Annotated in this window: 19 protein-coding genes and 1 tRNA gene; 8 read left to right on the top strand and 12 right to left on the bottom strand. The window is 42.1% G+C overall.

From position 1 onward, the window contains the following. Positions 1-44: 44 nt before the first annotated feature. Positions 45-479, bottom strand: a complete 435-nt coding sequence (locus KQP93_RS13985) for a hypothetical protein (RefSeq protein WP_217874896.1) — start codon at positions 477-479, stop codon at positions 45-47. Positions 480-730: 251 nt separating this feature from the next. Between KQP93_RS13985 and rhlP the strand changes: the two genes are divergently transcribed. The 3 genes from rhlP to KQP93_RS14000 all read left to right on the top strand — a co-directional run bounded on the left by rhlP (position 731) and on the right by KQP93_RS14000 (position 4970). Continuing rightward, the gene (gene rhlP, locus KQP93_RS13990) at positions 731-1543 is read left to right on the top strand and encodes a rhombotarget lipoprotein (RefSeq protein ID WP_217874898.1); all 813 of its coding nucleotides are present in this window, start codon (positions 731-733) and stop codon (positions 1541-1543) included. An 88-nt stretch (positions 1544-1631) separates the two neighbouring features. Then, positions 1632-3689, top strand: a complete 2058-nt coding sequence (locus KQP93_RS13995; RefSeq protein ID WP_217874899.1) for a TonB-dependent receptor — start codon at positions 1632-1634, stop codon at positions 3687-3689. Positions 3690-3785: 96 nt separating this feature from the next. Next, positions 3786-4970: an MFS transporter gene (locus KQP93_RS14000; protein ID WP_217874901.1), complete on the top strand. Its 1185-nt coding sequence runs from the start codon at positions 3786-3788 to the stop codon at positions 4968-4970. Positions 4971-4984: 14 nt separating this feature from the next. On the opposite strand, the gene KQP93_RS14005 is transcribed toward KQP93_RS14000, so the two are convergent. The 5 genes from KQP93_RS14005 to KQP93_RS14025 all read right to left on the bottom strand — a co-directional run bounded on the left by KQP93_RS14005 (position 4985) and on the right by KQP93_RS14025 (position 11292). Then, positions 4985-5395 carry a GFA family protein gene (locus tag KQP93_RS14005; protein ID WP_217874902.1) on the bottom strand — a complete coding sequence of 137 codons (411 nt, stop codon included), beginning with the start codon at positions 5393-5395 and terminating at the stop codon, positions 4985-4987. Between the two features lies 1 nt (position 5396). Further along, positions 5397-6410, bottom strand: a complete 1014-nt coding sequence (locus KQP93_RS14010) for a fatty acid desaturase (RefSeq protein ID WP_217874904.1) — start codon at positions 6408-6410, stop codon at positions 5397-5399. A 46-nt stretch (positions 6411-6456) separates the two neighbouring features. After that, positions 6457-8628 (bottom strand): putative bifunctional diguanylate cyclase/phosphodiesterase, encoded by a 2172-nt coding sequence (locus KQP93_RS14015; protein WP_217874906.1) that lies wholly within the window; start codon positions 8626-8628, stop codon positions 6457-6459. A gap of 750 nt (positions 8629-9378) precedes the next feature. Next, positions 9379-9463: transfer RNA gene (locus tag KQP93_RS14020), tRNA-Leu, on the bottom strand. A 176-nt stretch (positions 9464-9639) separates the two neighbouring features. Beyond that, positions 9640-11292 (bottom strand): acyl-CoA dehydrogenase family protein, encoded by a 1653-nt coding sequence (locus KQP93_RS14025; RefSeq protein WP_217874907.1) that lies wholly within the window; start codon positions 11290-11292, stop codon positions 9640-9642. Positions 11293-11432: 140 nt separating this feature from the next. Between KQP93_RS14025 and KQP93_RS14030 the strand changes: the two genes are divergently transcribed. Next, on the top strand, positions 11433-11933 hold the full coding sequence (locus KQP93_RS14030; RefSeq protein ID WP_217874909.1) for an RDD family protein: 501 nt from the start codon (positions 11433-11435) through the stop codon (positions 11931-11933). Between the two features lie 74 nt (positions 11934-12007). Here the strand turns inward: KQP93_RS14030 and lptG are convergent, their stop codons facing one another. Both lptG and lptF read right to left on the bottom strand, forming a co-directional pair. After that, a complete protein-coding gene (gene lptG / locus KQP93_RS14035) occupies positions 12008-13075 on the bottom strand; it encodes an LPS export ABC transporter permease LptG (protein ID WP_217874911.1) in 1068 nt (355 codons plus the stop codon). Continuing rightward, on the bottom strand, positions 13072-14184 hold the full coding sequence (gene lptF, locus KQP93_RS14040; RefSeq protein ID WP_217874912.1) for an LPS export ABC transporter permease LptF: 1113 nt from the start codon (positions 14182-14184) through the stop codon (positions 13072-13074). Before lptF ends, lptG begins: the two co-directional genes overlap by 4 nt. 322 nt (positions 14185-14506) lie before the next feature. Between lptF and pepA the strand changes: the two genes are divergently transcribed. The 3 genes from pepA (at position 14507) to KQP93_RS14055 (ending at position 19473) form a co-directional block, all read left to right on the top strand. Next, a complete protein-coding gene (gene pepA / locus KQP93_RS14045; RefSeq protein ID WP_054552638.1) occupies positions 14507-16021 on the top strand; it encodes a leucyl aminopeptidase in 1515 nt (504 codons plus the stop codon). 126 nt (positions 16022-16147) lie between these two features. Continuing rightward, the gene (locus tag KQP93_RS14050) at positions 16148-16594 is read left to right on the top strand and encodes a DNA polymerase III subunit chi (RefSeq protein WP_217874914.1); all 447 of its coding nucleotides are present in this window, start codon (positions 16148-16150) and stop codon (positions 16592-16594) included. Positions 16595-16617: 23 nt separating this feature from the next. Next, on the top strand, positions 16618-19473 hold the full coding sequence (locus KQP93_RS14055) for a valine--tRNA ligase (RefSeq protein WP_217874916.1): 2856 nt from the start codon (positions 16618-16620) through the stop codon (positions 19471-19473). Positions 19474-19586: 113 nt separating this feature from the next. Here KQP93_RS14055 and KQP93_RS14060 read toward each other — a convergent pair whose 3' ends face one another. Beyond that, complete coding sequence (locus tag KQP93_RS14060) at positions 19587-20864, bottom strand: outer membrane protein transport protein (protein ID WP_217874917.1); 1278 nt, start codon at positions 20862-20864, stop codon at positions 19587-19589. 336 nt (positions 20865-21200) lie between these two features. Here KQP93_RS14060 and KQP93_RS14065 point away from each other — a divergent pair, with 336 nt between their 5' ends. Then, a complete protein-coding gene (locus KQP93_RS14065; protein WP_054562719.1) occupies positions 21201-21524 on the top strand; it encodes a hypothetical protein in 324 nt (107 codons plus the stop codon). On the opposite strand, the gene KQP93_RS14070 is transcribed toward KQP93_RS14065, so the two are convergent. The 3 genes from KQP93_RS14070 to KQP93_RS14080 all read right to left on the bottom strand — a co-directional run bounded on the left by KQP93_RS14070 (position 21484) and on the right by KQP93_RS14080 (position 23904). Continuing rightward, positions 21484-22701: an HD-GYP domain-containing protein gene (locus KQP93_RS14070; protein WP_217874919.1), complete on the bottom strand. Its 1218-nt coding sequence runs from the start codon at positions 22699-22701 to the stop codon at positions 21484-21486. The two genes, KQP93_RS14065 and KQP93_RS14070, sit on opposite strands and share 41 nt — an antisense overlap. A 181-nt stretch (positions 22702-22882) precedes the next feature. Next, positions 22883-23218 (bottom strand): ribonuclease E inhibitor RraB, encoded by a 336-nt coding sequence (gene rraB / locus KQP93_RS14075; RefSeq protein ID WP_054562721.1) that lies wholly within the window; start codon positions 23216-23218, stop codon positions 22883-22885. Then, positions 23218-23904: a 1-acylglycerol-3-phosphate O-acyltransferase gene (locus KQP93_RS14080; protein ID WP_082665677.1), complete on the bottom strand. Its 687-nt coding sequence runs from the start codon at positions 23902-23904 to the stop codon at positions 23218-23220. Before KQP93_RS14080 ends, rraB begins: the two co-directional genes overlap by 1 nt. Between the last annotated feature and the right edge of the window lie 306 nt (positions 23905-24210).

Consider the following 24210-nt stretch of genomic DNA (forward strand, 5'->3'; position numbering starts at 1 on the left):
ATATTAAAATTAATAAAAAAGCCGCTAAGCGGCTTTTGACAGGATTAACGATGGCGAGTAACGATTGATAAAATCTCTCGCGTATCGTGTACTAGATGAATAAGGCGGTCATCGATTTCGATGGCAATAATCCCATTTCGGTCGCGACGTTTAATCACTCGCCCATGACGATATATATCACGGTCAAGAATATCACCATGGTGATAACGCTTATACCAACCTGGTGGTAAGCCACCACCATGCCCTACTTTTTTGTATAAACCGGGTGGTAAATCACGGTAGCTGTAACGGTCGTATCTATCGTAACGATCATGTCTGTCATGATGGTGATGTTTGTGGTGTTTTTTATGCTTTTTATGCTTTTTACGTTCGTGCTTATGTTCGTATCTATCATGGTCACGATCATGTTTCGCGTTTGCTTCCATAGGCATCAAACTCAAACCTAAAGCGGCAACTGAGATAGTAAGTAATTTGTTCATAATAGAGACCCTTAACGTTTGCTCTTGATAAAAAGCCTAACGTTTTAGCCTGAATCATAGATGAAGGGTTACAATTTAAAAACACAACTGTTTACATATCAACACATTAGAAAGCCAATCTTTACATTTCTTTAAACTACTTTGGCACTATTTAAGAAAAGCCGGGTCTGAGTTACAGTTCCGTTTTGAGCGTTTGTCGTTATATTTGCAACATAAACAAACGCTTCCTCACTACATAATAAGGATAATTTATGAATCTACTAAAATGGTGTTTGGTCATTAGCATTACTGCACTAACGGGCTGTAGTGCCATGATGAGCCAATATGGCAATCAAAAAACGCAATCAAGTTCATTGGTTGAGTACCTTTACCCAGACCAGCAGGACAGAGCAGTCCATCAAGCAACGATCCCAACTTTGAACTTACCTGCCACTGTTGGGATTGCCTTTATTCCTAACAAGTACAATGATGGCTTACACCACGGTGACGAAGTGGCACTGCTGAACAAAGTTAAAAAGCAGTTTATGCAATATGACTACATTGACCGCATTGAAGTGATCCCAAGCACATATTTAAAAGGTGGCGAAGGGTTTACCACATTAGAACAAGTATCACGTTTATATGATGTGGATATTATGGCGCTTGTTTCATACGACCAAGTGTCGCAAAGCTTAGAAAATAACGCTGCTTTTTTATATCTAACGATTGTTGGTTTATATGTGATTCCGGGCAATGAAAACTCAATACAAACCTTTGTAGATACCGCCGTATTTGACGTAAAAAGCCGAAAAATGCTGTTTCGCGCTCCAGGTATTCATAAAGCAGAGCAACGTAGCACAGCGATTGGCATCGATGAAGTCGCTAAAGAGCAGTCGCTGGTAAGCTTTAATGGCGCTGTTGATGACATGATCACGAATCTCGATGCCGAATTGGCGCAATTTAAAACCCGCGTTAAAGATGAAAAAGTAGCGAATGTTACGCATAGAAACGGCGGTAGCGGCAGTAGTTTGTTCTGGTTAGTTGCAGTACTGGCAGGTTTTGCCGTACATCGCCGTAGCGCATAACAGACAAAGTTATTAATCGCGAAAGCTTTTACCCATCCTAAAAAGCAGTTACCCTTTGGTTTTTGTTGTACCTAACCAAAGGGTTTTCATGAAGTTGTCGATACTCTCAGTGCTTGTAAGCTCCTCATTATTTCACAATCAAGCTTTCGCTAATAATGAGCTAGAACATATTACAACAACCGCCTCGCGCAGCGAAGTGTTGGCAGATCCATTGCCAGTTGTGGTCAGCAGTATTTCACAAAAGCAACTGGCGCTTATCGCTCCAACCCATATTGAACAAGCCCTTAAGCAAGTTGCAGGTGCTAATCTTCAACACGGTAACGGCCAAGAGTATTTACCCGCTCTACGTTCACCTGTACTTTCTGGTGCTGGTGCCTGCGGCGGCTTACTTACCGCTGAAGATGGTATTCCACTTCGCGCAGCTGGTTTTTGCAACATCAATGAGTTATTCGAAGCCCACACAGAAATGGCTGAACGTATCGAAGTACTGAAAGGCCCGGGCTCTGCTCTTTACGGTTCAAACGCAGTACATGGTGTAGTCAACGTGATCACGCCAGATACAACCTATGACCACAACCAACTTGGTTTTGATTACGGCTCGTTTGGCTACACTCGCTACAAACTTGGTGCGGGCCGTGACTTTGGCCAGCAAGGTTTAGGCATTAATGCCACGATCACTCGAGATACGGGTTATCGTGATGACGAAAGTGTTGATCAAGAAAAGCTATCACTGCGTCACCGTTTTGATGGCGAAAAATTAAGTGTAAGTACAGGCCTGACTTACACCCATTTAGATCAGCAAACAGCTGGCTACATCGAGGGCTTTGAAAGCTATAAGGATGAGCAAATAGCTCAGTCTAATTTTGATCCTGATGCATTTCGTAAAGCCCGCTCTTTACGTGTTTGGTCAAAGCTAAATTGGACACAAGATGAGGCTAACAGCTTTACCCTAACGCCTTATATCCGCGACCAAAACATGACCTTCTTTAAGCATTTTTTACCGGGTACTCCCCTTGAAGAAAATGCTCAGCAAGGTGTTGGCCTACAATCAAGCTGGCAGCATAAGTTAACGGGTTCTAGCCTCTTAACTGTTGGCTTTGATGGTGAGCTTACGGATGCTGATTTTTTACAATATCAAGACAGCCCAACTGAAGGCTCAGCATTTTTAGTCGCCACCGTGCCACAAGGTAAACATTACGACTATCAAGTAACTAGCACCCTATTAGCACCGTTTGTGAATCTTGATTGGCAACTTGATGAGTTACTTATCAGCCTTGGTGGTCGATACGAGCGTATGCGTTATGACTACGACAACCATATGTTGGCTGGTCGCACAAAAGAAGATGGCACAGCATGCGCAATGGGCGGATGTCGCTATTCTCGACCAGAAAGCGGCGAAAATCGCTTTACTAACTTTTCGCCTAAGCTTGGTTTAAGCTATCAATATGCTGAAAACCAGTTTATATATGCCAATGCTTCAGAAGGTTATCGAGCACCGCAAGCGGCAGAGCTTTATCAGTTACAACGCGAACAAAATGTCGCAGATCTTAAATCTGAAACAGCTAAAAACCTAGAGCTTGGTTTAAAAGGCCAACAAGCTAAGCTGCATTATGTAGTTAGTATTTATGCAATGAACAAAAAGAACACGATTTTCCGCGACAGTGATTTTTATTACGTCAATGATGGCCAAACCCAGCATCGTGGTGTTGAGCTTGAATTAGCCTATGCCATTACGCCAAGCTTATCGATGCAGTTAGCCGCGAGCCACGCCAAGCATACATACAGTTATGACCAATTACTCAGCGGGGTTAATATCAATGGTAATCTCATTGATACTGCACCGCGTAACATCGCTAACTTACAACTACTTTGGCAAGCAAACGACATAACGCGTGTTGGGCTTGAGCTACATACCACCAGCAGCTACTTTACTGATCCTGAAAACCAGCATAGCTACGAAGGTCACTCATTAGTAAACTTAAGAGCGGCGTGGCAGCTAACAGATAACTTTACTGTAACTGCACGAATAAATAATTTAACCGACGAGCGTTACGCAGAGCGTGCTGACTACACCACATTTAGTGGCGACCGCTATTTTCCGGGTAGACCGCGCAACGCCATGTTATCAGCAAGTTATCAGTTTTAAATAACCGCATTATTTGGTGAGCTATCTCATAGTTCACCCACGCTGTTTAGTGTTTTGGTATGATAAATGTACCTATTGCTATAGTTCCTAAACAGCGTGTCATCTTCTCAAAATCTAATTCGTAACCTTCTTTTAGTGCTGGGCATTTTTCTTATTGCAGCCAGTTTGCGAGCCCCTATCACTGGTATTGCACCGGTACTTGAACAGATCATTGAACAGTTTCAGTTAAATGCATCACAAGCCGGCATGTTGACAACTTTACCTTTAATCGCGTTTGCCATTGCCTCACCTATGGCAACAAGCCTTGCTAAAAAGTGCGGCCTTGAAGTATCACTGTTTATAGCCCTGGTACTTATAGGCATAGGGGTTGTCTCTCGTGTTATTGATTCTGCCACCGTGCTATTTATTAGCACCGCTGTAATTGGTGTCGGTATCGCGATTGGTAATGTGTTGTTACCAAGCTTGATAAAACGTGACTTTCCACACAAAGTGGCAGTAATGACGTCTAGTTATGTTTTGGCGATGGGCATATTTGGTGGCAGCTATTCAGCACTCATCATTCCGCTAGCTGAATACAAAGAACTTGGTTGGCAATTGGCGCTTGCCAGTTATGCCTTATTAGTTGTGCTAGCTATTGTGGTGTGGTTACCACAACTTAAGCAACATACCATGCCAAAACAGGCATCCGTTTCAAACAGTACACAAAGCAAAATTTGGCACTCTGCACTTGCTTGGCAAATCACCTTATTGCTCGGCTTTAACTCATTTTTCACTTATATCATGCTAGGTTGGCTACCCAGCATTTTAATAGAAGGCGGCCATAGTGCGCAGCACGCGGGTGCTTTGCAAGGCGCCTTTCAAGTAGCCTCAGCGCTGCCAGGTATTGTACTTATTCCACTACTTGCCAAATTAAAAGATCAACGCATCTTAACGCTAAGCTTGGCGTTACTTGGCGCGCTTTGTTCTTTTGGATTATTAGTTGCGCCTAGTTTTGCGATGCTTTGGTCAGTCACCTTAGGGTTTTGCTCAGGTGCTTGTTTTATATTGGGCTTATCATTTGTAAGCCTGCGAACTCATGACTCAATGCAAGCCGCGGCGTTATCGGGTATGGCACAGTGTATCGGGTATTTATTGGCTGCAACAGGCCCTATTATTGCGGGCGCCTTACATAGTTACTTTAATAATTGGGAAGGTGCACTTTGGCTGTGTATTGCATCTAGCCTATTGTGTGCTTTATTTGGTTACTTGAGTGGCCGAAATATCACCATCGGCCAACAATAAATATGAAACCGCAGCTACTTAGGTGCGGTTTCAAAGGCGCTCATATTACTAAGGCTATCTAGCCAAGGTTTATGTGAGCGATACCAAATATGGGCTTTGGGGATAAGCTCATCAGCTTGCTCGACAGCGCCAATACGTAAGCCATAGATGCGCTCACCTGCACCTACAGAAGTCGCGTACAAAGCTGTACCACAGTTACCACAAAACCCTTGCGCACGCTGATTACCACTTTCGGCAATTTTTATATATTCTTTTGGCTCAGCACCTGTAAAAGTAACCCCATCTGGCACAGACACCACAACTGTGCGAAAAGGCGCGCCCGAGATAATTTGGCAGTCAGTGCAGTGACAGTTAATCACTTTATTTTCATCAACTTCTGCGTGGTAAGTTACCTCACCACAATGACAACGACCGGTAACCTTCATATTAAACTCCTTGTTGAGATGGCTGCTCTTTTACTGGGTAATGATTAGCCTGTTTTAAGCTTTGGAAATCATTAAAACGTACCCCATGCTGGGCCATAATAGGACGTATTTTTTTGCTTATCAATTGCCTTATGTAAAAGGGCTGATTCGGCACAAAATGATGGACTGTATGAGTGCGGCCAAAATCAAAACAAAATAGTTGAAACGGTAAAAACCAACGGCTGGTGATCACATGCGTTTGCTCAAGCAAGTTATTTACACCGCCATAATAATGCATTGAAGATGTTATTAAGTTAAGAGAACTCGAACGAATAATATTAGGCACAATAAGTACCACCATTAAAAACTCTGCCATCGCCAGTAATTCAGCTCCCCATGGCGGCAATGTAAATGGCTGTACAAACTGCACTGCGTAATAAGCAATTACCCCATAAAGAATCGCAAAATACGCGGTTGCAATCGGAAAGCCTGCATTAAACACGCGTAAAAACTTAAAACCACTAATTTCTTTACTAAATCGCTTGGTATTAACTAGCAAACCTAGCAGACAATCAGTAATGACTAAGGCTCTCAAAAATGGCGATTTAATGCCATTGCCCACTAAACGCTCTTCTAAATCTTGTGAGGTGCCGGATACTTTATGGTGATGCAAATGGATTTTTCTGCGATACCAAGGATTAACCGTATTGGGCCGCATAAGCCACACGGTTAACATCATTAGGTTATGTATAAAAGGACGATTACTAAAATACTGCTTATGGATAAGGTCATGCTCAAGCTCATGCGATATCGAGGTAATAAAAGCAGCCAGAATGATACACAGCCATGCAGGTATAATAGCTAGGTAATAAAGTGTCGCAACGCCAATCAGTGCGCTTAACGACATTAGTAAAATAACCATCGCAATGGTGTTTTGCTGGTTGAGTATAGGGAAACGTGTTCTAAGCGACTGCTCTTCGGCCTTAATGGCAGTAACAATCGCCTTTATGTTTTGCTTTGCGGTTAATTTTGACATCACAAGCTTTGCTAACTGGTTGATATCAAAATCATACCGTAATTACCTACTGCTCTCGAGAAAATTGCGTTAAAAATGGTACTACATCATTTGCAGGCAACGGCTTAGAAAAGTAATAGCCTTGAATATAATCACAACCGGCTTCGGTTAACACAGCTAATTGCTCGCGCTCTTCAACTCCTTCAGCAACGACTTTAATACCCAACACCCGACTCATTTGAATAATCGATTTAACCAGCGCTTCGTCACCTAAATCAACATGTACTTCATCGATAAATGACTTATCTAGCTTAAGTACATCAACTGGAAAGCGGCGCAAGTAGCTAAGAGACGAATAACCGGTACCAAAATCATCTAATGAAATTAAACAGCCAGCTTGCTTCAACTGCTTTAACACATCGAGATGGTTCGTATTTTCTGGCGCTAGAACACTCTCAGTTAATTCAAATGAAATTTGTGATGGTTTAACCCCTTGCCCTTTAATAATCTCAAGCCATGCATTACGTTCAGGGTTAAACTCAGTAAACTCAAATAAAGAACGGTTTACGTTAAAAACAAAGTTTTCATAGCCTTGTGCTTCTAGCGCTTTTATTTGCTGACAGGTTTTAATCAACACAAGTTCACCGAGAGGAATAATCACCCGCGACTCTTCTGCAAGCGGAATAAACTCGGCAGGTGATACCCATTGTCCTTGGTTATTCCAACGCACTAAACTTTCGAATTTAGCAACCGTGTTATTTTCAATATCAATAATAGGTTGAAAATACACATCAATTTCGTTGTTCTTCACCGCTTGAGTAAGCTGCTCAACCAGCAAGTTATGTTTTTTGACCTTGTTATCCATTTCTTTACAGAAAAACAGGTACTCATCGCCTGTTTGTTTGGCATTCAAAGTGGCAAGCTCAGCTTGGCGAACTAAACGACGAGCTATTTTTTCGATTTTTTCTTGTGAACTAACCGCGCCAGTTTGCTCAAACCGACTAATGCCCAGCGTAACTGACACCTGCTGACTAATGCCGCCAATAGATACGGGCTCAACGAGTAACGCGGTAATTTGTTTACAAACATGCTCAAGCTCGCTGATATGCTGATAAGTTTGTAAAATTGCAAAACTATCACCATCGATCCGCGAAAAAGCAGATTCTTTAAAGCTGCTATTGAGTCGCTCTGAAAGCTCGCATAAAACCTTATCACCAAAGGTTAAACCGTAAACGGTGTTGATATCTTGAAACTTATCAACATCAAAGTAGATCACAGCTAGGTTAGTATTCTCATCATCTTGATACGACAAAGATGATAGCAACTGGCATAAGTACTCTTTGAAGTAAAAACGATTGGTCAAACCGGTAAGTTGATCGTGGTTAGCATGAAAATAGATTTTCTGCTCAGCTTCTTTTTTCTCGGTGATATCCAAAATAAATGCCACATAGCAATCTTCACCATTATTTTGCATTTTGGTTATCGATAAAAATTGCGTATACAACTTACCTTGTTTGGTTTTATTAGTGATTTCCCCAGACCACTTACCCTCAGTATTAATTTGGTGCCACATCACTTTATAAAAATGCGGATCATACTTGTTTGAGCTTAAAATATTTGGATTTTGCCCCAAGACTTCATCCAACGAATAGCCCGTCATTTTAGTAAATGCAGTATTTGCGTAGGTAATATGCACATTGTGGTCGCAAATAAAAATTGCTTCGTGGCTTTGCTCAATCAATTGGTTTGCAAAATCAAGTTTAGCTATAAAGCGGTCTTTTTCGATTTCACGCTGGATAAGACCAGTAAATAACGAGAAAAATGACTCAATTTGCATCGCATCATTTATTTCATGCTGAAATAGCGCGACAAGAATAGTATCGGTTTTACCCGATATACTTTGTAAAGGCACACCCACATAGGCTTCAATGCCCATATCGACAAGTAGCTGATCATTTGGGAATAACTGCTGAACTCCTGCACTGTAACTAGAGATACTGCCACAGCTCACATCGTTACAAGGCGTACAGCGGATATCGTAGCTGATGTTTTCAACAATTTCGTCATGCGCACATAAAGCTATAGTCGTTGCATGCAAAGTTGACTCATCGACTTGAGCTAAAAAAACATGAGAAGCACCAAGCACTTCTGATAAAGACAGGCATATTGCATTATAAAAGTTCTCACTTTTAAGATTTGAAATACTTTCAACAATACGCTTTAAGTCGTATGTACCCACGATATGCTACCTTACCCGATAATGTGCACTAAGTGATTGACTTCACTTATACTTAAGGCCACAAATTGTATTATAAGATGTATTCAAACACCATCGTACTCTAGTCTAAAATGATTAATTTTCAATCAAATAAACACACTTTTTACAGGGTTATTTTTAGATTAAGCATAGTTTGAACTTGACCGCTTAGAAATAGAACAAAAGTTGCTTAAATAGAGGTGGGGTTGATACTTAGATTTGAGTTCTAGACGCTAGGTTCTAGGCAAAGTATACCCGTGAGAATGGCTTTAGCTATGAGTTATGTTTTTCAACATTGCTGGTTCGGTGTTATTTGGGTAGTTATTGCTGGTTCGGCAGTAAACTACTTCCTACAATGCTTTTACGAATTAAATTGCTAAGGGTGGTTTCAAAACCCAACAACCGCACCGCTCGGCTAAAAACTGACAGCTGATGGCTGATGGCTGTTTTTTTTCAGGCATAAAAAAACCCTAACCAACTGGCTAGGGTTAAAAAGTGGTACCAGTAGGCGAACTTTTACTTGCTTCAGTGCCACGCCCCGCGTGGCGCTCAAGTCCGATGACTACTTTTTCAGGCATAAAAAAAACCCAGCAAAACTGCTGGGGTCATAAAAGTGGTACCATTAGGCGGACTTTTACTTATTTCAGTGCCACGCCCTGCGTGGCGCTCAAGTCCGCTAACTACTTTTTTCAGGCATAAAAAAACCCTAACCAATTGGCTAGGGTTAAAAAGTGGTACCAGTAGGCGGACTTGAACCGCCACGCCCGAAGGCAACGGATTTTGAATCCGTCATGTCTACCAATTCCATCATACTGGCTTCATTTTTCTTTAACCTTCTAAACACGAGAAGATAAAGAAAAACCACTTTAGAGCAAAAGCTTTTTTAACTGCTTTTGTCTCTATGCCAAGCATTATACAAAGAATGGGTAAGGCAGCAAGCGTTTTGTGTCGCGCTACTGATCAACCGCACAATAATTAAACAAGTTGTTAACTTTAGAGTTTTGGCATCATTCGCGAAACAATCGCCTGACAATCGATATCATGACTAAGGCAGCCATACTGACTAAACCCTACGTCACTTAAACGACTTTTTACAAACGCATCGGCAATAAGTGGCTCGCCAAATTGTAATAGCGTTGCAGCTTGCCAAAGTAGCGCGAGCTTTTCAATTATGCGCCGTGCATGCATTTCGAGATTTGCGGTATCTGTGAGCATCTCTTTAAGTTCATCGAGCTTTATCGCAAAATCAGGATGCAAACTGCGCGCTTTTTCAAGCTCATTGATAAGCACCTCAAGTGACTCGGGCTCACGGCTGAACACGCGTAAAAGATCAAGGCATTGCACATTACCAGAGCCTTCCCAGATAGAGTTAACCGGTGCTTCTTTATAAAGACGGCTGGTAATGTTGTCTTGTACATAACCCACGCCACCAATACATTCCATAGCCTCATAAGTGTGCTGCACTGCCCGCTTACAGATCCAATATTTACCGATTGCTGTAGCGCTGCGTATTAATGCCACTTCATTGCTATCATCTTGGTTATCAAGGGCATGGGCAATACGCATTGAAATGGCAAGTGCGGCTTCTGCTTCGATAGCTAAATCTGCCAGTACATTGAGCATGAGTGGCTGTTGATGCAAGTTTTTACCAAACACACTACGCCCAGCTGTATGCCAAATTGCTTCTTTTACTGCTTGTAACATCAGCGAGCTTGAACCCAGCATGCAATCATAACGAGTTAAAGCAACCATTTGAATAATAGTAGCAATGCCTCGCCCCGGCTCGCCAAGCAACCAGCCATGTGCACCCCTGAATTCAATTTCAGAACTCGCATTTGATTGATTACCTAACTTATTTTTTAAGCGCTGAATGTACATGGCATTTTTCTCGCCAGTTTCGAGCCAGCGCGGCACTAAAAAGCAAGATAATTGCTTTTCATCGGTATTAGCGAGTACTAAAAAGGCGTCGCTCATGGGCGCTGAGCAAAACCATTTGTGCCCGGTTAAAGCATATAATTGCCCTGCACCACTTTCATTGATGGCATGGGCTTTAGTGGTATTAGCCCGAACATCAGAGCCACCTTGTTTTTCGGTCATCGCCATACCTATGGTGACACCTTTTTTCTCGGTCCAATGTTTATTGTCTGAATCGTAATGATTTGCCAGTATTTTAGGTAGCCACACAGCGGCGACATTTTCTTGACTCGCAATGGCAGGCACACTGGCAAACGTCATGGTTAATGGGCAACCAGAGCCCGGATCAGCATGATTGTGCAGCACCGCCATTACCGCTCTTACAACATGGCTACCGGCTTTCTTTTGCTGCCAAGGCAAAGCGCAGTGCCCTTGCTCTATCGCATGCTGCATTAGCTGATGGTAACTTGGATGATAATCAACTTGGTCTATGCGTTCGCCAAAGCGGCTGTGAGTGGTTAATTCGGGTAAGTGTTTGTTTGCTAAGAATCCAGCTTGCAGTAATGCACCACCCACTTGCTCCCCAAAAGCCGTTAAATGCGCAGTCCCCCATTGCCCAGCAAAACGATTTTGCCAGTATTGAATTACCGTGTCGGCCTCATAGGCGTTGTAGTTTTCAAGTGGTTTGGGTTGATTAAATACTTGGTGAGTTTCGCTTTGAGAAACAGCCATAGTTGTGTGCTCATTTTTATTATTTTCTCAACTATAGCAGGTCAGACCTGTTTGTCGACTTGCTAAACGGCCGTTAAGTATTTCTTGTTTGCGAAGGACTTTGCTAAACTACTGCGCAATTTAATTGGATGAGATTGTTTATGTCAGCTGAGTTTCCACGTGCCGGTTTCTGGCGCCGCTTTGCCTCTTTAATCTACGATACCTTGGTTATCATTGCCTTTGCGATGCTGACAACCGTACTGTATTTATTAGCCGTTCAAGGGCTAATTTCTTTAGACTTACTAAGTATTGGTGACGCTGAAGATGTATCTGCTTTCATTCAAAACTCGCCACTACTGTATGGCATTCGTAGTGCATTATTGGTAGTAGTGAGTATTAGTTTCTTTAGCTACTTTTGGGCTAAGAGCGGCCAAACTATTGGTATGCGCGCATGGCGTTTAAAGGTGCAAACCCTCGATGGTCATTTAATTAGCTGGCATCAAGGTGCTATCAGAGCGACTACTGCGCTATTAGGTTTAGGTAACTTAGTGGTGTTGGTCGATTTTAAAAATAAGCGTGCCTTGCAAGATTACATCGCAAAAACAGAAGTGATCACCCTCACCAAAGAAGAAAATAAACGAATTTATCGCTCACTTGATTAAGTGATTAAGCAACACATCAAACACAAAAAAGCGTGGCTCAAACCACGCTTTTTTTTGTGCTTTTTAAACGACTATCAAACTCGTTTATTCAATAGATAAGTCGCAAAACCAATAAACAGTAGGCTTGGTAATACGGCACCAACCACAGCTGGAATTTGGTATACCATCACCACAGGACCAAATATCTCATTGGTTAAGTGGAAAGTAATACCGGTTATAACACCCATGATGATACGTGCACCCATAGTTACTGTGCGAAGCGGGCCGAATATAAACGATAAAGCAACTAACAACATAACGGCGATAGATACTGGCTGCATGATCTTACGCCATAGCGCTAGCTCATAAGTGCTGGTGTCTTGCTCATTTTGCTGCAAATAACCTAAATATGACCAAAGCCCAGTAAACGAAAGCGCTTCGGGCTTAACCGACACCACTCCTAATTTCTCGGCGGTCAGTTGCGAGTCGTAAAACTCTTCTTTGTGCTGTTCAGTACTGATCTGCTCTGGCGTGATCATGACTTTATTTACATCACGAAGTAACCAACCATCTTTACGGTTTATTGCTTCTTCTGCCTTGGTAATTTGGGTAAGTTGTAACGATTTATCAAAGTGATACATGTGCACGCCACGTAAAGTGCCTTGCTGATCGACATCTTCAATATTAATAAAGTTGCTACCATCTTTCGCCCACACACCTTGCTTAGCATTAAATACATCACCACCATAAATCGCTTGGTTGCGTATTTCTTTAGCTTTGAGCTGTGCTTCAGGGGCACCCCATTCACCTAGCGCCATCATACAAATCGCCATAAACATCGCGGTTTTCATGACTGATACAATGATTTGCAGGCGTGACATACCCGCAGCTTGCATAACGACCAGCTCACTGTTTGAGGCCAATGCACCTAAACCAGTTAAGCCACCAATCAACGCCGCCATTGGGAAGAAAATAACTAAATCACCCGGCATGCTATACAAGGTGTAAATCAGCGCGGTTGCAATATCATAGCTACCACGGCCAACCGATTTTAACTGCTCAATAAACTTAATCAGGGTACTAATACCTACCAGCACCATTAAAGCAAAACCGGTTGTTTGAATTATGCTGCGACCTAAATACCAGTCGAGTGTTTTCATCATGCGCTTAACTCCCGCTTAGTCACAACTGCCTTTAACCATGCGCCGAGCGGACGACCTTTAATAATCAAGAAACCACCAATAAACAAGGCTGATAAATGGATCCACCATAAACCAATTGAAGGCGGAATTTTACCATCTTCAACAGCAAACTTAGCGGCATTCAATAAAATGAAGTACCCTAAATACAAGCTGATTGCAGGCACTAATTTAGCGAATTTACCTTGGCGCGGATTCACCACACTCAAAGGCACTGCAAGTAAAGTTAATAACGGAATTGAAAGCGGAATAGCTAAACGCCACTGCCACTGCGCAATGGCTTCAGAGGTCTTCATTTTGAATAAATCAAACGTTGGTATAGCTTCTAATTTACGACGCTGATGCTCTATCTCTTGATCTTGAATTTGTACACTGTAACCATCGAACTCTGTTAGGTTTAACGCAGCAGACTCGCCATCTGTTTCGTAGCGCTTACCATCGTTAAGAACAAGTTGCTGCTCACCGTTATCTTGCTCAATCACCACACCACGCTCTGCATATACTAAACGGGCTAAGTCACCTTTTTCACGATCTGGTAACTGCGCAACAAATACCTTGTGTAGCTCTTTTCCGCCATTTTCCATATTGTGAATGAAGACTACGGCTTTCTCATTACCCGTTTGCTGAAAACGCCCTGCACGTAATGCCGATAAGCCTGCATCTGCTTTGGCTTGCTCTTTTAATTGATATTCTTGCTCACTGGCCCATGGCGCAACATAAAGAGTAAGCGCACCCGCTAAAATAGCCATCGCAGTACTTGAGATAAGCGTGACACGAACCACATACCACTCACTGACACCACAGGCTTTGAAAACTGTCATTTCGCTGTCTGCATAAATGCGACTATATGCCAAAATAATCCCTAAGAAGATACTCAAAGGTAAGATAAGGGAAGCAAGTTGAGGAAGTTTTAGTGCAATCATCGAAAGCACAAGTTTAGCTGGAAGACCCCCTTCAGAGGCGTCTCCTAAAATAACAACAAACTTTTGAGACACAAAAATAGTCATCAAAGTTAAAAATACGGCGACCTGCGACTTGAAGACTTCAGTGGTCAAATAACGAAAAATTAGCAATGCTCGCCCCTGTTAAACATCGAGTTTCACTGGAATAGTAAGGAATTTTGAGTAAACTAGTTATTTTACTCACTTTATTATATGCCATCAAAGTTAAATATCATACCTAGCAAGAACATATAATCTTGCATAAATGGTGCAGATGGCGTCTATTATGTGATATTGATATTCACATTAAGATAAAGTTCAAAAACACATAAATAGAGTCATAGTTTATGTACTAAGATTAGTGCTATTAAACTAAAAAATGTAAGAAAGGACTCGAAAAAGAATTTCTTACCCTTATAAACTAAGGTTATACGACTCAATATCAGGAGTAACAATGGAATTTAGCGTAAAAAGTGGTAGTCCAGAAAAGCAACGTAGCGCATGTATTGTAGTAGGCGTTTATGAGCCACGTCGTTTATCCCCCATTGGTGAACAATTAGATAAAATCAGTGACGGTTATATCTCAAACTTACTACGCCGTGGTGACCTTGAAGGTAAACCAGGCCAAGTATTGCTATTGCATCATGTACCTAATGTACTGAGCGAGCGTGTACTACTAGTAGGTTGTGGTAAAGAGCGTGAGCTTGATGACAAACAATATAAACAAATCATCTCAAAAACGATTAACACGCTAAACGAAACCGGTTCGATGGAAGCGGTATGCTTTTTAACTGAGCAACACGTTAAAAGCCGTGACACTTATTGGAAAGTACGCCAAGCAGTTGAAACAACTCAAGACTGCTTGTACACCTTCAATCAACTGAAAAGCAAAAAGAGCGACCCGCGTCGCCCACTACGTAAAATTGTTTTCAACGTACCAACACGTCGCGAGTTAACCATTGGCGAAAGTGCAATTGAGCATGGCTTAGCCATCGCTGCAGGTAGCAAGTTATGTAAAGACGTTGCTAACATGCCGCCAAATATCTGTAACCCAGCTTATTTAGGTGAGCAAGCACAAGAAATTGCTGATAACTTCGATAATGTAAGCGTTGATATTATTGGTGAAGAAAAAATGGCAGAGCTGGGTATGAATTCATACCTAGCAGTTGGCCGTGGTAGTGCTAATGAATCGGTTATGTCGGTGATTAACTATCAAGGTGGCGACAAAGACCAAGCGCCAATCGTGTTAGTGGGTAAAGGCTTAACCTTTGACTCAGGTGGTATTTCAATCAAGCCAGGTGAAGCCATGGATGAAATGAAATACGACATGGGTGGTGCAGCAGGTGTTATTGGTACTATGCGCGCTTTAGTGCAAATGCAATTACCGATTAACGTTGTTGGTGTTTTAGCGGGTTGTGAAAACATGCCTGGCTCAAACGCTTATCGCCCGGGTGATATCTTAACAACTATGTCAGGTCAAACAGTTGAAGTGTTAAATACCGACGCTGAAGGCCGTTTAGTACTGTGTGATGCACTCACTTATGTTGAGCGCTTTGAACCAGATACCGTTGTCGACGTAGCAACACTGACAGGTGCGTGTATTATCGCGCTGGGTTCACATGCCACAGGTTTACTATCAAACCACAACCCACTTGCCCATGACCTACTAAAAGCGTCTGAGCAAAGTGGCGACCGCGCATGGCAGTTACCTTTATGGGATGACTATCAAGAGCAACTTGAAAGCCCATTCGCAGATTTCACCAACTTAGGTGGCCGTGCTGCAGGTACGATTACAGCGGCATGCTTCTTATCTAAATTCACCAAAAAATATAACTGGGCGCATTTAGATATCGCAGGTACAGCATGGCGCAGCGGCGGTAAAAACAAAGGTGCAACCGGTCGTCCGGTGCCTATGTTGACTCAGTATTTACTGAACCGCGCAGGCGTGAGTGAAGCAAGTCACGATTAAGACTTACCGGAAGCTTAAAACTAACCCTAAATAAGGCGCCAAATGGCGCCTTATTAATTGAAGCAATTCGCGTTCTATGTCAAAATCCCTGCTTTGATCTGTGTATCTGTGGGGACGAAAGTCACTATGAATATGAACGCACAATTTTACGTTCTAAAACAAGATGATAGTGTCCACCAAACGGCTGGCGCTGTTTTCGATCTGGCAGCTAAAATTGCTGCGGATCAGTATCGTCTAGGTCATCGCGTATTTATTTACGCTGATAACACCGACACGGCCCACACAATCGACGACATCATTTGGTCATTTGAACCAGATAGTTTTGTACCACACAACTTACAAGGTGAAGGCCCTAAAGGTGGCGCTCTGGTTGAAATTGGTATGACTCCACCTGTCGGCAACAGAAAAATATTAATCAACTTAGCTGAACACCTACCGGATTTTATTCGCCGTTTTCAGCAGGTTTATGATTTCGTACCCGTTGAGCCAAATGCTAAGCAAGCCGCCCGTGAGCGGTTTAAAAAGCTTCGCCAACTGGGCGCCCATATTGCAACGCAAGAAATTGACATTTAAGCATTTATTTAAGGTTCTGTGTAATGGATAAAACCTATAATCCGCAAGATATTGAACAGTCTTTATACCAAGGCTGGGAAGAAAATGGCTACTTTAAACCGTCTGGCCAAGGTGACGCATACTCAATTATGATCCCGCCACCAAACGTCACGGGTAGCTTACACATGGGCCATGCATTCCAAGATACCATCATGGATACGCTAACGCGTTTAAAGCGTATGCAAGGCAACAACACTTTATGGCAAGTAGGTACTGACCACGCAGGTATTGCAACGCAAATGCTTGTTGAGCGTAAGCTTGCTGCTGAAGAAGGTAAAACACGTCACGACCTTGGCCGTGAAGCATTTATCGATAAAATCTGGGAGTGGAAAAACCACTCTGGTGGCACGATCACTAAACAATTACGTCGTTTAGGCGCTTCTGTAGATTGGGACCGTGAGCGTTTCACTATGGACGAAGGCCTTTCTGAAGCGGTTAAAGAAGTATTCGTACGTCTTCACAAAGAAGATTTAATCTACCGTGGTAAGCGCCTAGTTAACTGGGATCCAAAATTACACACTGCGATTTCTGATCTTGAAGTTGAAAACAAAGACAAACAAGGTCACATGTGGAACCTACGTTACCCACTTGCTGATGGCGTAAAAACCAAAGATGGTAAAGACTACATCATTGTTGCGACAACACGTCCTGAAACAATGCTAGGTGATTCAGGTGTTGCTGTTAACCCTGATGATGAGCGTTACCAAGATCTGATCGGTAAAGAAATTTTACTGCCTATCGTAAACCGTCGTATTCCAATTGTTGCCGATGAACATGCAGACATGGAAAAAGGCACAGGTTGTGTGAAAATCACGCCTGCCCACGACTTTAACGATAACGAAGTAGGTAAACGTCACCAACTACCAATGATCAACATCTTCAATAAAGATGCAGCGGTATTAAGCGAAGGCGAAAGCTACACATTCGACGGTAAAGAGCTTGAATTAGACGCGCCAATTCCTGAGCGTCTACATGGCCTTGACCGCTTTGATGCACGAAAAGCGATTGTGAGCGAATTTGAAGAACTTGGTCTATTAGAAAAAATTGAAGATCATAGCCTAACAGTTCCTTACGGTGACCGTTCTGGCGTAGTGATTGAGCCTCTTCTTACCGATCAGTGGTACGTGCGCGTAGCACCACTTGCTGAGCCTGCAAAAGAAGCAGTTAAAAATGGCGACATTAAGTTCGTACCTCAACAATACGAGAACATGTACTTCTCGTGGATGAACGACGTACAAGACTGGTGTATTTCACGTCAGCTTTGGTGGGGTCACCGCATCCCTGCTTGGTACGACAACGAAGGTAACGTATACGTTGGTCGTGACGAAGCTGAAGTACGCCGCGATAACAACCTTTCTGATGATGTTGCACTTAAGCAAGACGAAGACGTTTTAGATACCTGGTTCTCATCTGCGCTTTGGACTTTCTCAACGCAAGGCTGGCCTGCAAACACTGATGACTTAAAAACTTTCCACCCGTCAGACGTATTGGTAACAGGTTTCGACATCATCTTCTTCTGGGTTGCTCGTATGATCATGATGACCATGCACTTCATCAAAGATGAAGACGGCAAGCCACAAGTACCATTTAAAACCGTTTACGTAACTGGCCTTATCCGCGATGAAAACGGCGATAAGATGTCTAAATCGAAAGGTAACGTACTTGATCCTATCGACATGATTGACGGTATCGATCTTGAAAGCCTAGTTGAAAAGCGCACTGGTAACATGATGCAGCCACAACTAGCGAAGAAGATTGAGAAGAACACTCGTAAAACATTCGAAAACGGTATCGAAGCACACGGTACAGACGCACTGCGTTTCACCCTTGCAGCAATGGCTTCAACAGGTCGTGATATCAACTGGGATATGAACCGTCTTGAAGGTTACCGTAACTTCTGTAACAAACTATGGAACGCAAGCCGTTACGTATTGATGAACACAGAAGAGCAAGACTGTGGTTTCGCTACAGATGCTGAAAAACAGTACTCACTCGCTGATCGTTGGATTTTAGGCCAGTTTGAAGCAACTGTTAAAACCTATACTGAGCATCTAGAAAACTACCGTTTTGACCTAGCAGCAAACACCATTTATGAGTTCACTTGGAACCAATTCTGTGACTGGTACCTAGAACTTACTAAACCTGTATTGTTTAAAGGTAACGAAGCACAGCAACGTGGTACTCGTCATACCTTAATCACGGTATTAGAAAGCCTACTTCGCTTAATGCACCCGTTAATGCCATACATCACAGAAACTATTTGGCAACGCGTGGCACCACTTGCAGGTATCGAAACTGCGGGCACTAGCATCATGGTTCAAGGTTTCCCTGTATACAATGAAGCAAATGTTGATAGCCAAGCGATGGACGACCTAGAATGGGTTAAACAGTTCATTCTTGCTATTCGTAACATCCGTGGTGAAATGGATATCAGCCCAAGCAAACCATTATCGGTATTGCTTGCTAATGCGTCTGACGAAGACAAACGCCGCTTAACGGAAAACGAAGCATTCTTAGCATCTCTTGCTAAGCTTGAAGAGTTCACGCTTCTTGATAACAAAGACGAAGCACCTGCGTGTGCAACATCGTATGTTGGTAACCTTGAGATCATGATCCCAATGGCTGGCCTAATCGATGTTGAAGCTGAATTAGCTCGTATCGCGAAGCAGCTTGAAAAAGCAGAGAAAGGCTTAGCTCAAGTTAATAACAAATTAGCTAACGAGAAGTTCGTAAATAATGCGCCAGAAGCTGTGCTTGCGAAAGAGCATGCTAAGCTGGCTGAGTTTACAGATGCGAAAGACAAACTATTAGCGCAAAAAGCGAAAATCGAAAGTCTATAACAGCATATATACAGCGCTATAAATTTTTATAGCGCTTATAAAAAAGCCGCGCTATAACAATGTTATAGCGCGGCTTTTTAATGCTCTGTAGCAGCGACTTTAGGTCGCGTTACTTAAAATTTGTAGTTGTACTGAGCACCAATTAGAACTGCGTGACCTTTTGATTCATACTCCCATGAAACATCTTGGCCTAAAGAAGCTGCTAGGCTGTCTTTTTCAGAGAAGTTTTGTGTTTTGCCACGAAGGATACTTACACCTAAGTCAACATTTGAGTTTTCGCTTAATGCGTAGTTACCACCAAACGAGAACCAGAAACGATCTGTATCAGGGATAGAGATTGAAAGGTGTGATTGGTCTGCTGGTGACTCATCGTATGCAATACCTGCACGAAGTAAAAGTGCATCGCTGTACTGGTAGTCAGTACCGATAGAGTAACGCATTGAATCAGAGAAGTTCTCTTCTTTAGAGAATACTGGAGATTCAACACCTGGTACGTAAGCTTCTAATTTTTGGAAGCTGTCCCAACCAGTCCATAAAATGCTGTAGTGTACGCCTAGCTTCTTATCGATTTGGTGTGAACCTGAGAACTCAGCAATTGCTGGTAAAGTCAGTTTTAACTCACCTGGTACTACAGTGCCCGCTAAACCGCCAACTGCAGCTGGAAGTTGGTTTGAGTACTCGCCTTCAAAGTCGATATCTGTTTCACTGCGGTAGTTAAAACCAAAACGGTTGTTTTCGTCTAACTGATACATAGCACCAATGTTCCAACCAAAGCCGTAGTCGTCACCTTCAAGGTGAGCGATTTGCGTGCTCGCTGGTATGCCAAACGGGTTAGTACCTGCATTACGAACAACTTTCGCATCAGCATAAACATAGTTTAAACCAAGACCTAGGCTGAACTGTTCGTTGATTTTGTATGAAGCGCTTGCATTCATATTAACGGTAACGATTTCAGTTTCACCAGCAATAGAGCCTGCCGCGTAGTCATCTTTAAACTCAGTTGAAAGACCGAAGTTTGAAAAAGCACCAAAGCCTAAAGACACTTTATCGTTTAAAGGCATTGTGAAGTAACCTGCAGGGATAAATGCAGATGGTGCGATGCTATCGTCATCGATAGAGCTTTCATCTAAGCCGTATGCAGCACTTTCGCCTTTTAAGCTTACATCTGGAATTACAGCAATACCTGCTACTGAGATTTGCTTGTCTTTGAATAAAGACATAAGTGCAGGGTTACGAGCAACAACTGATGCGTCATCTGCAACAGCTGCTTCACCAGCGTATGCGCGACCTAAACCTGAAACGTTTTGCTCTGCTAATTGGAAAGCTGCAGCGAAGCTGTCAGCAGAAACAACAGCAAGTGATGCTGCAATTAGTGTTTTAGTGAACTTCATAAATCTGTGTCCTCTTGCAAACTTGTGCGAAAGCTAATCCAACAATGAGGGCAACCTATTAGTTAAGCATAAAAGATTAGCGCTGTATGTTGGTATTAGATGTTTTATTCTAATGATTACAAACTTTCGAACATTACCTTAATTAAGATCAAAAAACTGTAATTTTTCGTTAGAAATAGGTAAAAAACCCGCATTTTAACAACAAGATAACAACTTATTAAAACTCATCAGAGCTCTGATTACAAAAACAACAAACGGTAGTAATTATCATTTGCATTGACATCTATTTCTTGTCCCTTTAGACTAAAAGTAAAGGTTTTACTGTTGAGTTTGAGTATGGAAATCGCATTGATTATTGCGGCACTGATGTTGTGCGGTGTGAGTGTTCATTATTTTTGTAAAGCAAACTATTGCGCGTGCACTAAAGCGGGTGATTGCGATAACCCAGTCAATCACTATTGGCTTGGCGCCATGCTGAGTGCTGTTTTATCATTATTATTATGTTGCGTGGCCTTACACGTAGAAAAAGGCACCTTACTATGGTTGGTATTAATGACGAGTTGTTTTAGTGGTGCATTTATATCAGCAAAACGCAGTGCCAAAAAACGCTGTGTTAAGTCTAAACAAGCAGATGCTCTTTTAACAAACGAGCCAAATTAAGCTGATAATCTAATGGCTTAATACTGGCAATAATTTTTAGTTCTTTTTCTACGCTTAAATCGACATCTTTGGCAGTAATATGATGCTTATGCTTGGCATTATAGAAGATCTTTATTTTCGGCTTAATTGGGTTTTCGTGGTTACCTTCCATCACTAACGCCAAGCGCTCATTATTCAACTTAACAATCGTACCAACAGGGTGTACCCCCAAGCATTTAATAAAGCGTTGCACCAACTCAGAGTCAAACAATTGCTTATTGGCAAGTAAATAACGCAGCGCTGAGATTGGCTCTTCTCCCATTTGATGAGGCCTGTCTGCTGTCATGGCATCATAAACATCAACGATTGCCATGATACGTGCTGCACGACTGAGCTTTTCAGCCGCAATACCGCGAGGGTAACCTGTACCATCTAAACGCTCATGGTGATTCACTATCATATCGAGCATTAACGGGGTAATGCCCTTTTCGCCTTTCACTAAACCTAAACTCTGCGCCACATGCTTTTTAACAACTTGCATTTCGTTGTCGTTCAAAGCACTTGGTTTAGACAATACACCTTGTGGCATTTTCGCCTGACCGATATCGTGCATCAATGCACCCATTGCCAGCTCTTTAATTGTCTTTTCTTTGTAGCCTAGGTACTTAGCAAACACACTCACCAAAATAGCGGTGTTGATCATGTGCCGCCAGTTATAAATATGTTTATCTTTAAGGCGAGTTAAAATCGTTAATGCATTGTGATTTCGAAATACCGAGCTGACTATATCAACGGCGATATCATCAAGCACAGCGACATTCACCTTCAAACCCGATGTAATATCAGAGTAGAAGCTTTGCAGTTTTCGACTGTGTTGCTCGTAATGCACACTGGCTTTTAGAAACTCTTGTTGAACGGTAACTCCTTGCGGTGCTTCGTTAGCGGCAGGCTTTTGTTCAACTTTGGTTTTTGCAGTTTCAGTTTTTGGTTGGTATTTTTTAGGTAGTGCAACATCGCTTTGTGTAAAGTCGATGAGTAGCTCTTCAACACCCTCAGAGATCAGACGTTGAATAATCGTTTTATCACGCACTAAACCACGTGTTTTGATCTTAATACTATTTACATGCTCGTGTTGCTTACTGACACTGTCAACAAACATCCCTGGTACAAGTTCGGCAATGGGTAAGGTAATAAGCATATGTGAGCTTAGCGCATAAAAACATCGAGTTTTTTATTATCGCTAATTGATTACAAATGTCTATAGATTGGATAGCGAATACGAAATAGGTATGAGGAAAGAGTTAGAAAGAGTAAAGTTAGAAAGTAGCAACTCGCTAACTTTATCCCTGAAAGCTGACGGCTGACAGCTCTCTAGCTGTTTATTCCTGAAAGTAAGTGCCCCAGCCGTCGTATTCAACGTCTGTTTGCTGAGCAAGCGCTTCTAGCTTGTCTACGTCTTCCATAATGGCTTCTACTTCAAGTTCACACTCAACAACCACGTCAAAGCTCCATACTTTCTCGCCGTCTTCTAGCTCAAGTTCTGCAGGCTCTTCAACATCATAACCTAGTTTAAAAGCGGCTAAAGCGGCTTGCTCTAACTTTTCAAAATTTTCGCTAACAAAGTGGTGTTCCACTTCATAAAGTACTTCAGGATCTGAGCCATCTTCAAGTAATGAAGTAACGATGTCTTCAGTAATTTCGCGCCAATTTTCCATTATTTGTTTCTCACTTGAGCATCTAATTCAGTTATTTTAGCAGCCATAATCTGATGAACATGTGAAGCATGGTCACGAGCAGATACGTCTTTATCAAGATAAATCGGCGCTAACATTTCGAGGTAAATTGTACCATTATCCCAGCGATTTAGCTTAATAGTTTTGTGTGTTGTACTCATACAAACTGGCACAACTGGCACATCAGCACTCATTGCTGTGTGAAATGCCCCTGTTTTAAAAGGTAATAAACCACGGCCATAGCTTCGCGTGCCCTCAGGGAACATCCACACCGATAGGCCTTTTTGTTTTATTTTCTCAGCTGATTTAGAAATTGTGCCTGCGGCTTTTGAGCGGTTAGCACGGTCAATTAAGATATTTCCCGATAACCAATAAAGCTGGCCAAAAAACGGGATCCATTTGAGGCTTTTTTTACCTAGACTTACGCAATTCTCTGGCACCATGGCTGGTAAAGTGAATAGGTCATAGTTATTTTGATGATTTGCTACATAGACAGCAGGGCCAATATTTTTTGGAGTCTCGTGATATTTAAGCTCTAGTTTGACACCTAAAATTTTAGCTACCTTGCAAAACCAACCCGAAATAATATGCACGTTATTGGTATGAAACGGCTTCACAATGCATAAAAGCAGCCCAAAAACACAGCTTAAAATAATAAATAAAGCCATGAAAATTATGCGAAAAATAGCTAACAAACGAATTCTCCTCGTACTAATCAACGCGCATTATAACGTGAAAAATGCTATTACAATAGCTTTAAGCGCACATGTGTACGCTTAAAAGCTTTTCCTACACTCACCTTTAGCAAAGAGTGAATAAACAATTTAAAAACACACAACAATCACCAGGGTTTTATTTACAGATTTTTCTCAATTTAGATTATGAAGACTCTTAAAGTGTTACTTTTCTTTCAGTGCTAACGTGACAAGTTAGATACCCCTACCCTAAAAAAACAATACTCAAAGGTAAGCGCT

This window comes from Pseudoalteromonas shioyasakiensis, from assembly GCF_019134595.1.
Taxonomy (GTDB): domain Bacteria; phylum Pseudomonadota; class Gammaproteobacteria; order Enterobacterales; family Alteromonadaceae; genus Pseudoalteromonas; species Pseudoalteromonas shioyasakiensis_A.

Bases quoted from the DNA above. Each gene is read 5' to 3' on its own strand.
- KQP93_RS14010 (WP_217874904.1), bottom strand. From the start codon at position 6,410: ATGTCAAAATTAACCGCAAAGCAAAACATAAAGGCGATTGTTACTGCC.
- KQP93_RS14065 (WP_054562719.1), top strand. From the start codon at position 21,201: ATGGAAATCGCATTGATTATTGCGGCACTGATGTTGTGCGGTGTGAGT.
- rraB (WP_054562721.1), bottom strand. From the start codon at position 23,218: ATGGAAAATTGGCGCGAAATTACTGAAGACATCGTTACTTCATTACTT.
- KQP93_RS14060 (WP_217874917.1), bottom strand. From the start codon at position 20,864: ATGAAGTTCACTAAAACACTAATTGCAGCATCACTTGCTGTTGTTTCT.
- lptG (WP_217874911.1), bottom strand. From the start codon at position 13,075: ATGATGAAAACACTCGACTGGTATTTAGGTCGCAGCATAATTCAAACA.
- KQP93_RS14070 (WP_217874919.1), bottom strand. From the start codon at position 22,701: ATGCTTATTACCTTACCCATTGCCGAACTTGTACCAGGGATGTTTGTT.
- KQP93_RS14025 (WP_217874907.1), bottom strand. From the start codon at position 11,292: ATGGCTGTTTCTCAAAGCGAAACTCACCAAGTATTTAATCAACCCAAA.
- rhlP (WP_217874898.1), top strand. From the start codon at position 731: ATGAATCTACTAAAATGGTGTTTGGTCATTAGCATTACTGCACTAACG.
- KQP93_RS13995 (WP_217874899.1), top strand. From the start codon at position 1,632: ATGAAGTTGTCGATACTCTCAGTGCTTGTAAGCTCCTCATTATTTCAC.
- KQP93_RS14055 (WP_217874916.1), top strand. From the start codon at position 16,618: ATGGATAAAACCTATAATCCGCAAGATATTGAACAGTCTTTATACCAA.
- KQP93_RS14050 (WP_217874914.1), top strand. From the start codon at position 16,148: ATGAATATGAACGCACAATTTTACGTTCTAAAACAAGATGATAGTGTC.
- KQP93_RS13985 (WP_217874896.1), bottom strand. From the start codon at position 479: ATGAACAAATTACTTACTATCTCAGTTGCCGCTTTAGGTTTGAGTTTG.
- KQP93_RS14030 (WP_217874909.1), top strand. From the start codon at position 11,433: ATGTCAGCTGAGTTTCCACGTGCCGGTTTCTGGCGCCGCTTTGCCTCT.
- KQP93_RS14080 (WP_082665677.1), bottom strand. From the start codon at position 23,904: ATGGCTTTATTTATTATTTTAAGCTGTGTTTTTGGGCTGCTTTTATGC.
- KQP93_RS14005 (WP_217874902.1), bottom strand. From the start codon at position 5,395: ATGAAGGTTACCGGTCGTTGTCATTGTGGTGAGGTAACTTACCACGCA.
- pepA (WP_054552638.1), top strand. From the start codon at position 14,507: ATGGAATTTAGCGTAAAAAGTGGTAGTCCAGAAAAGCAACGTAGCGCA.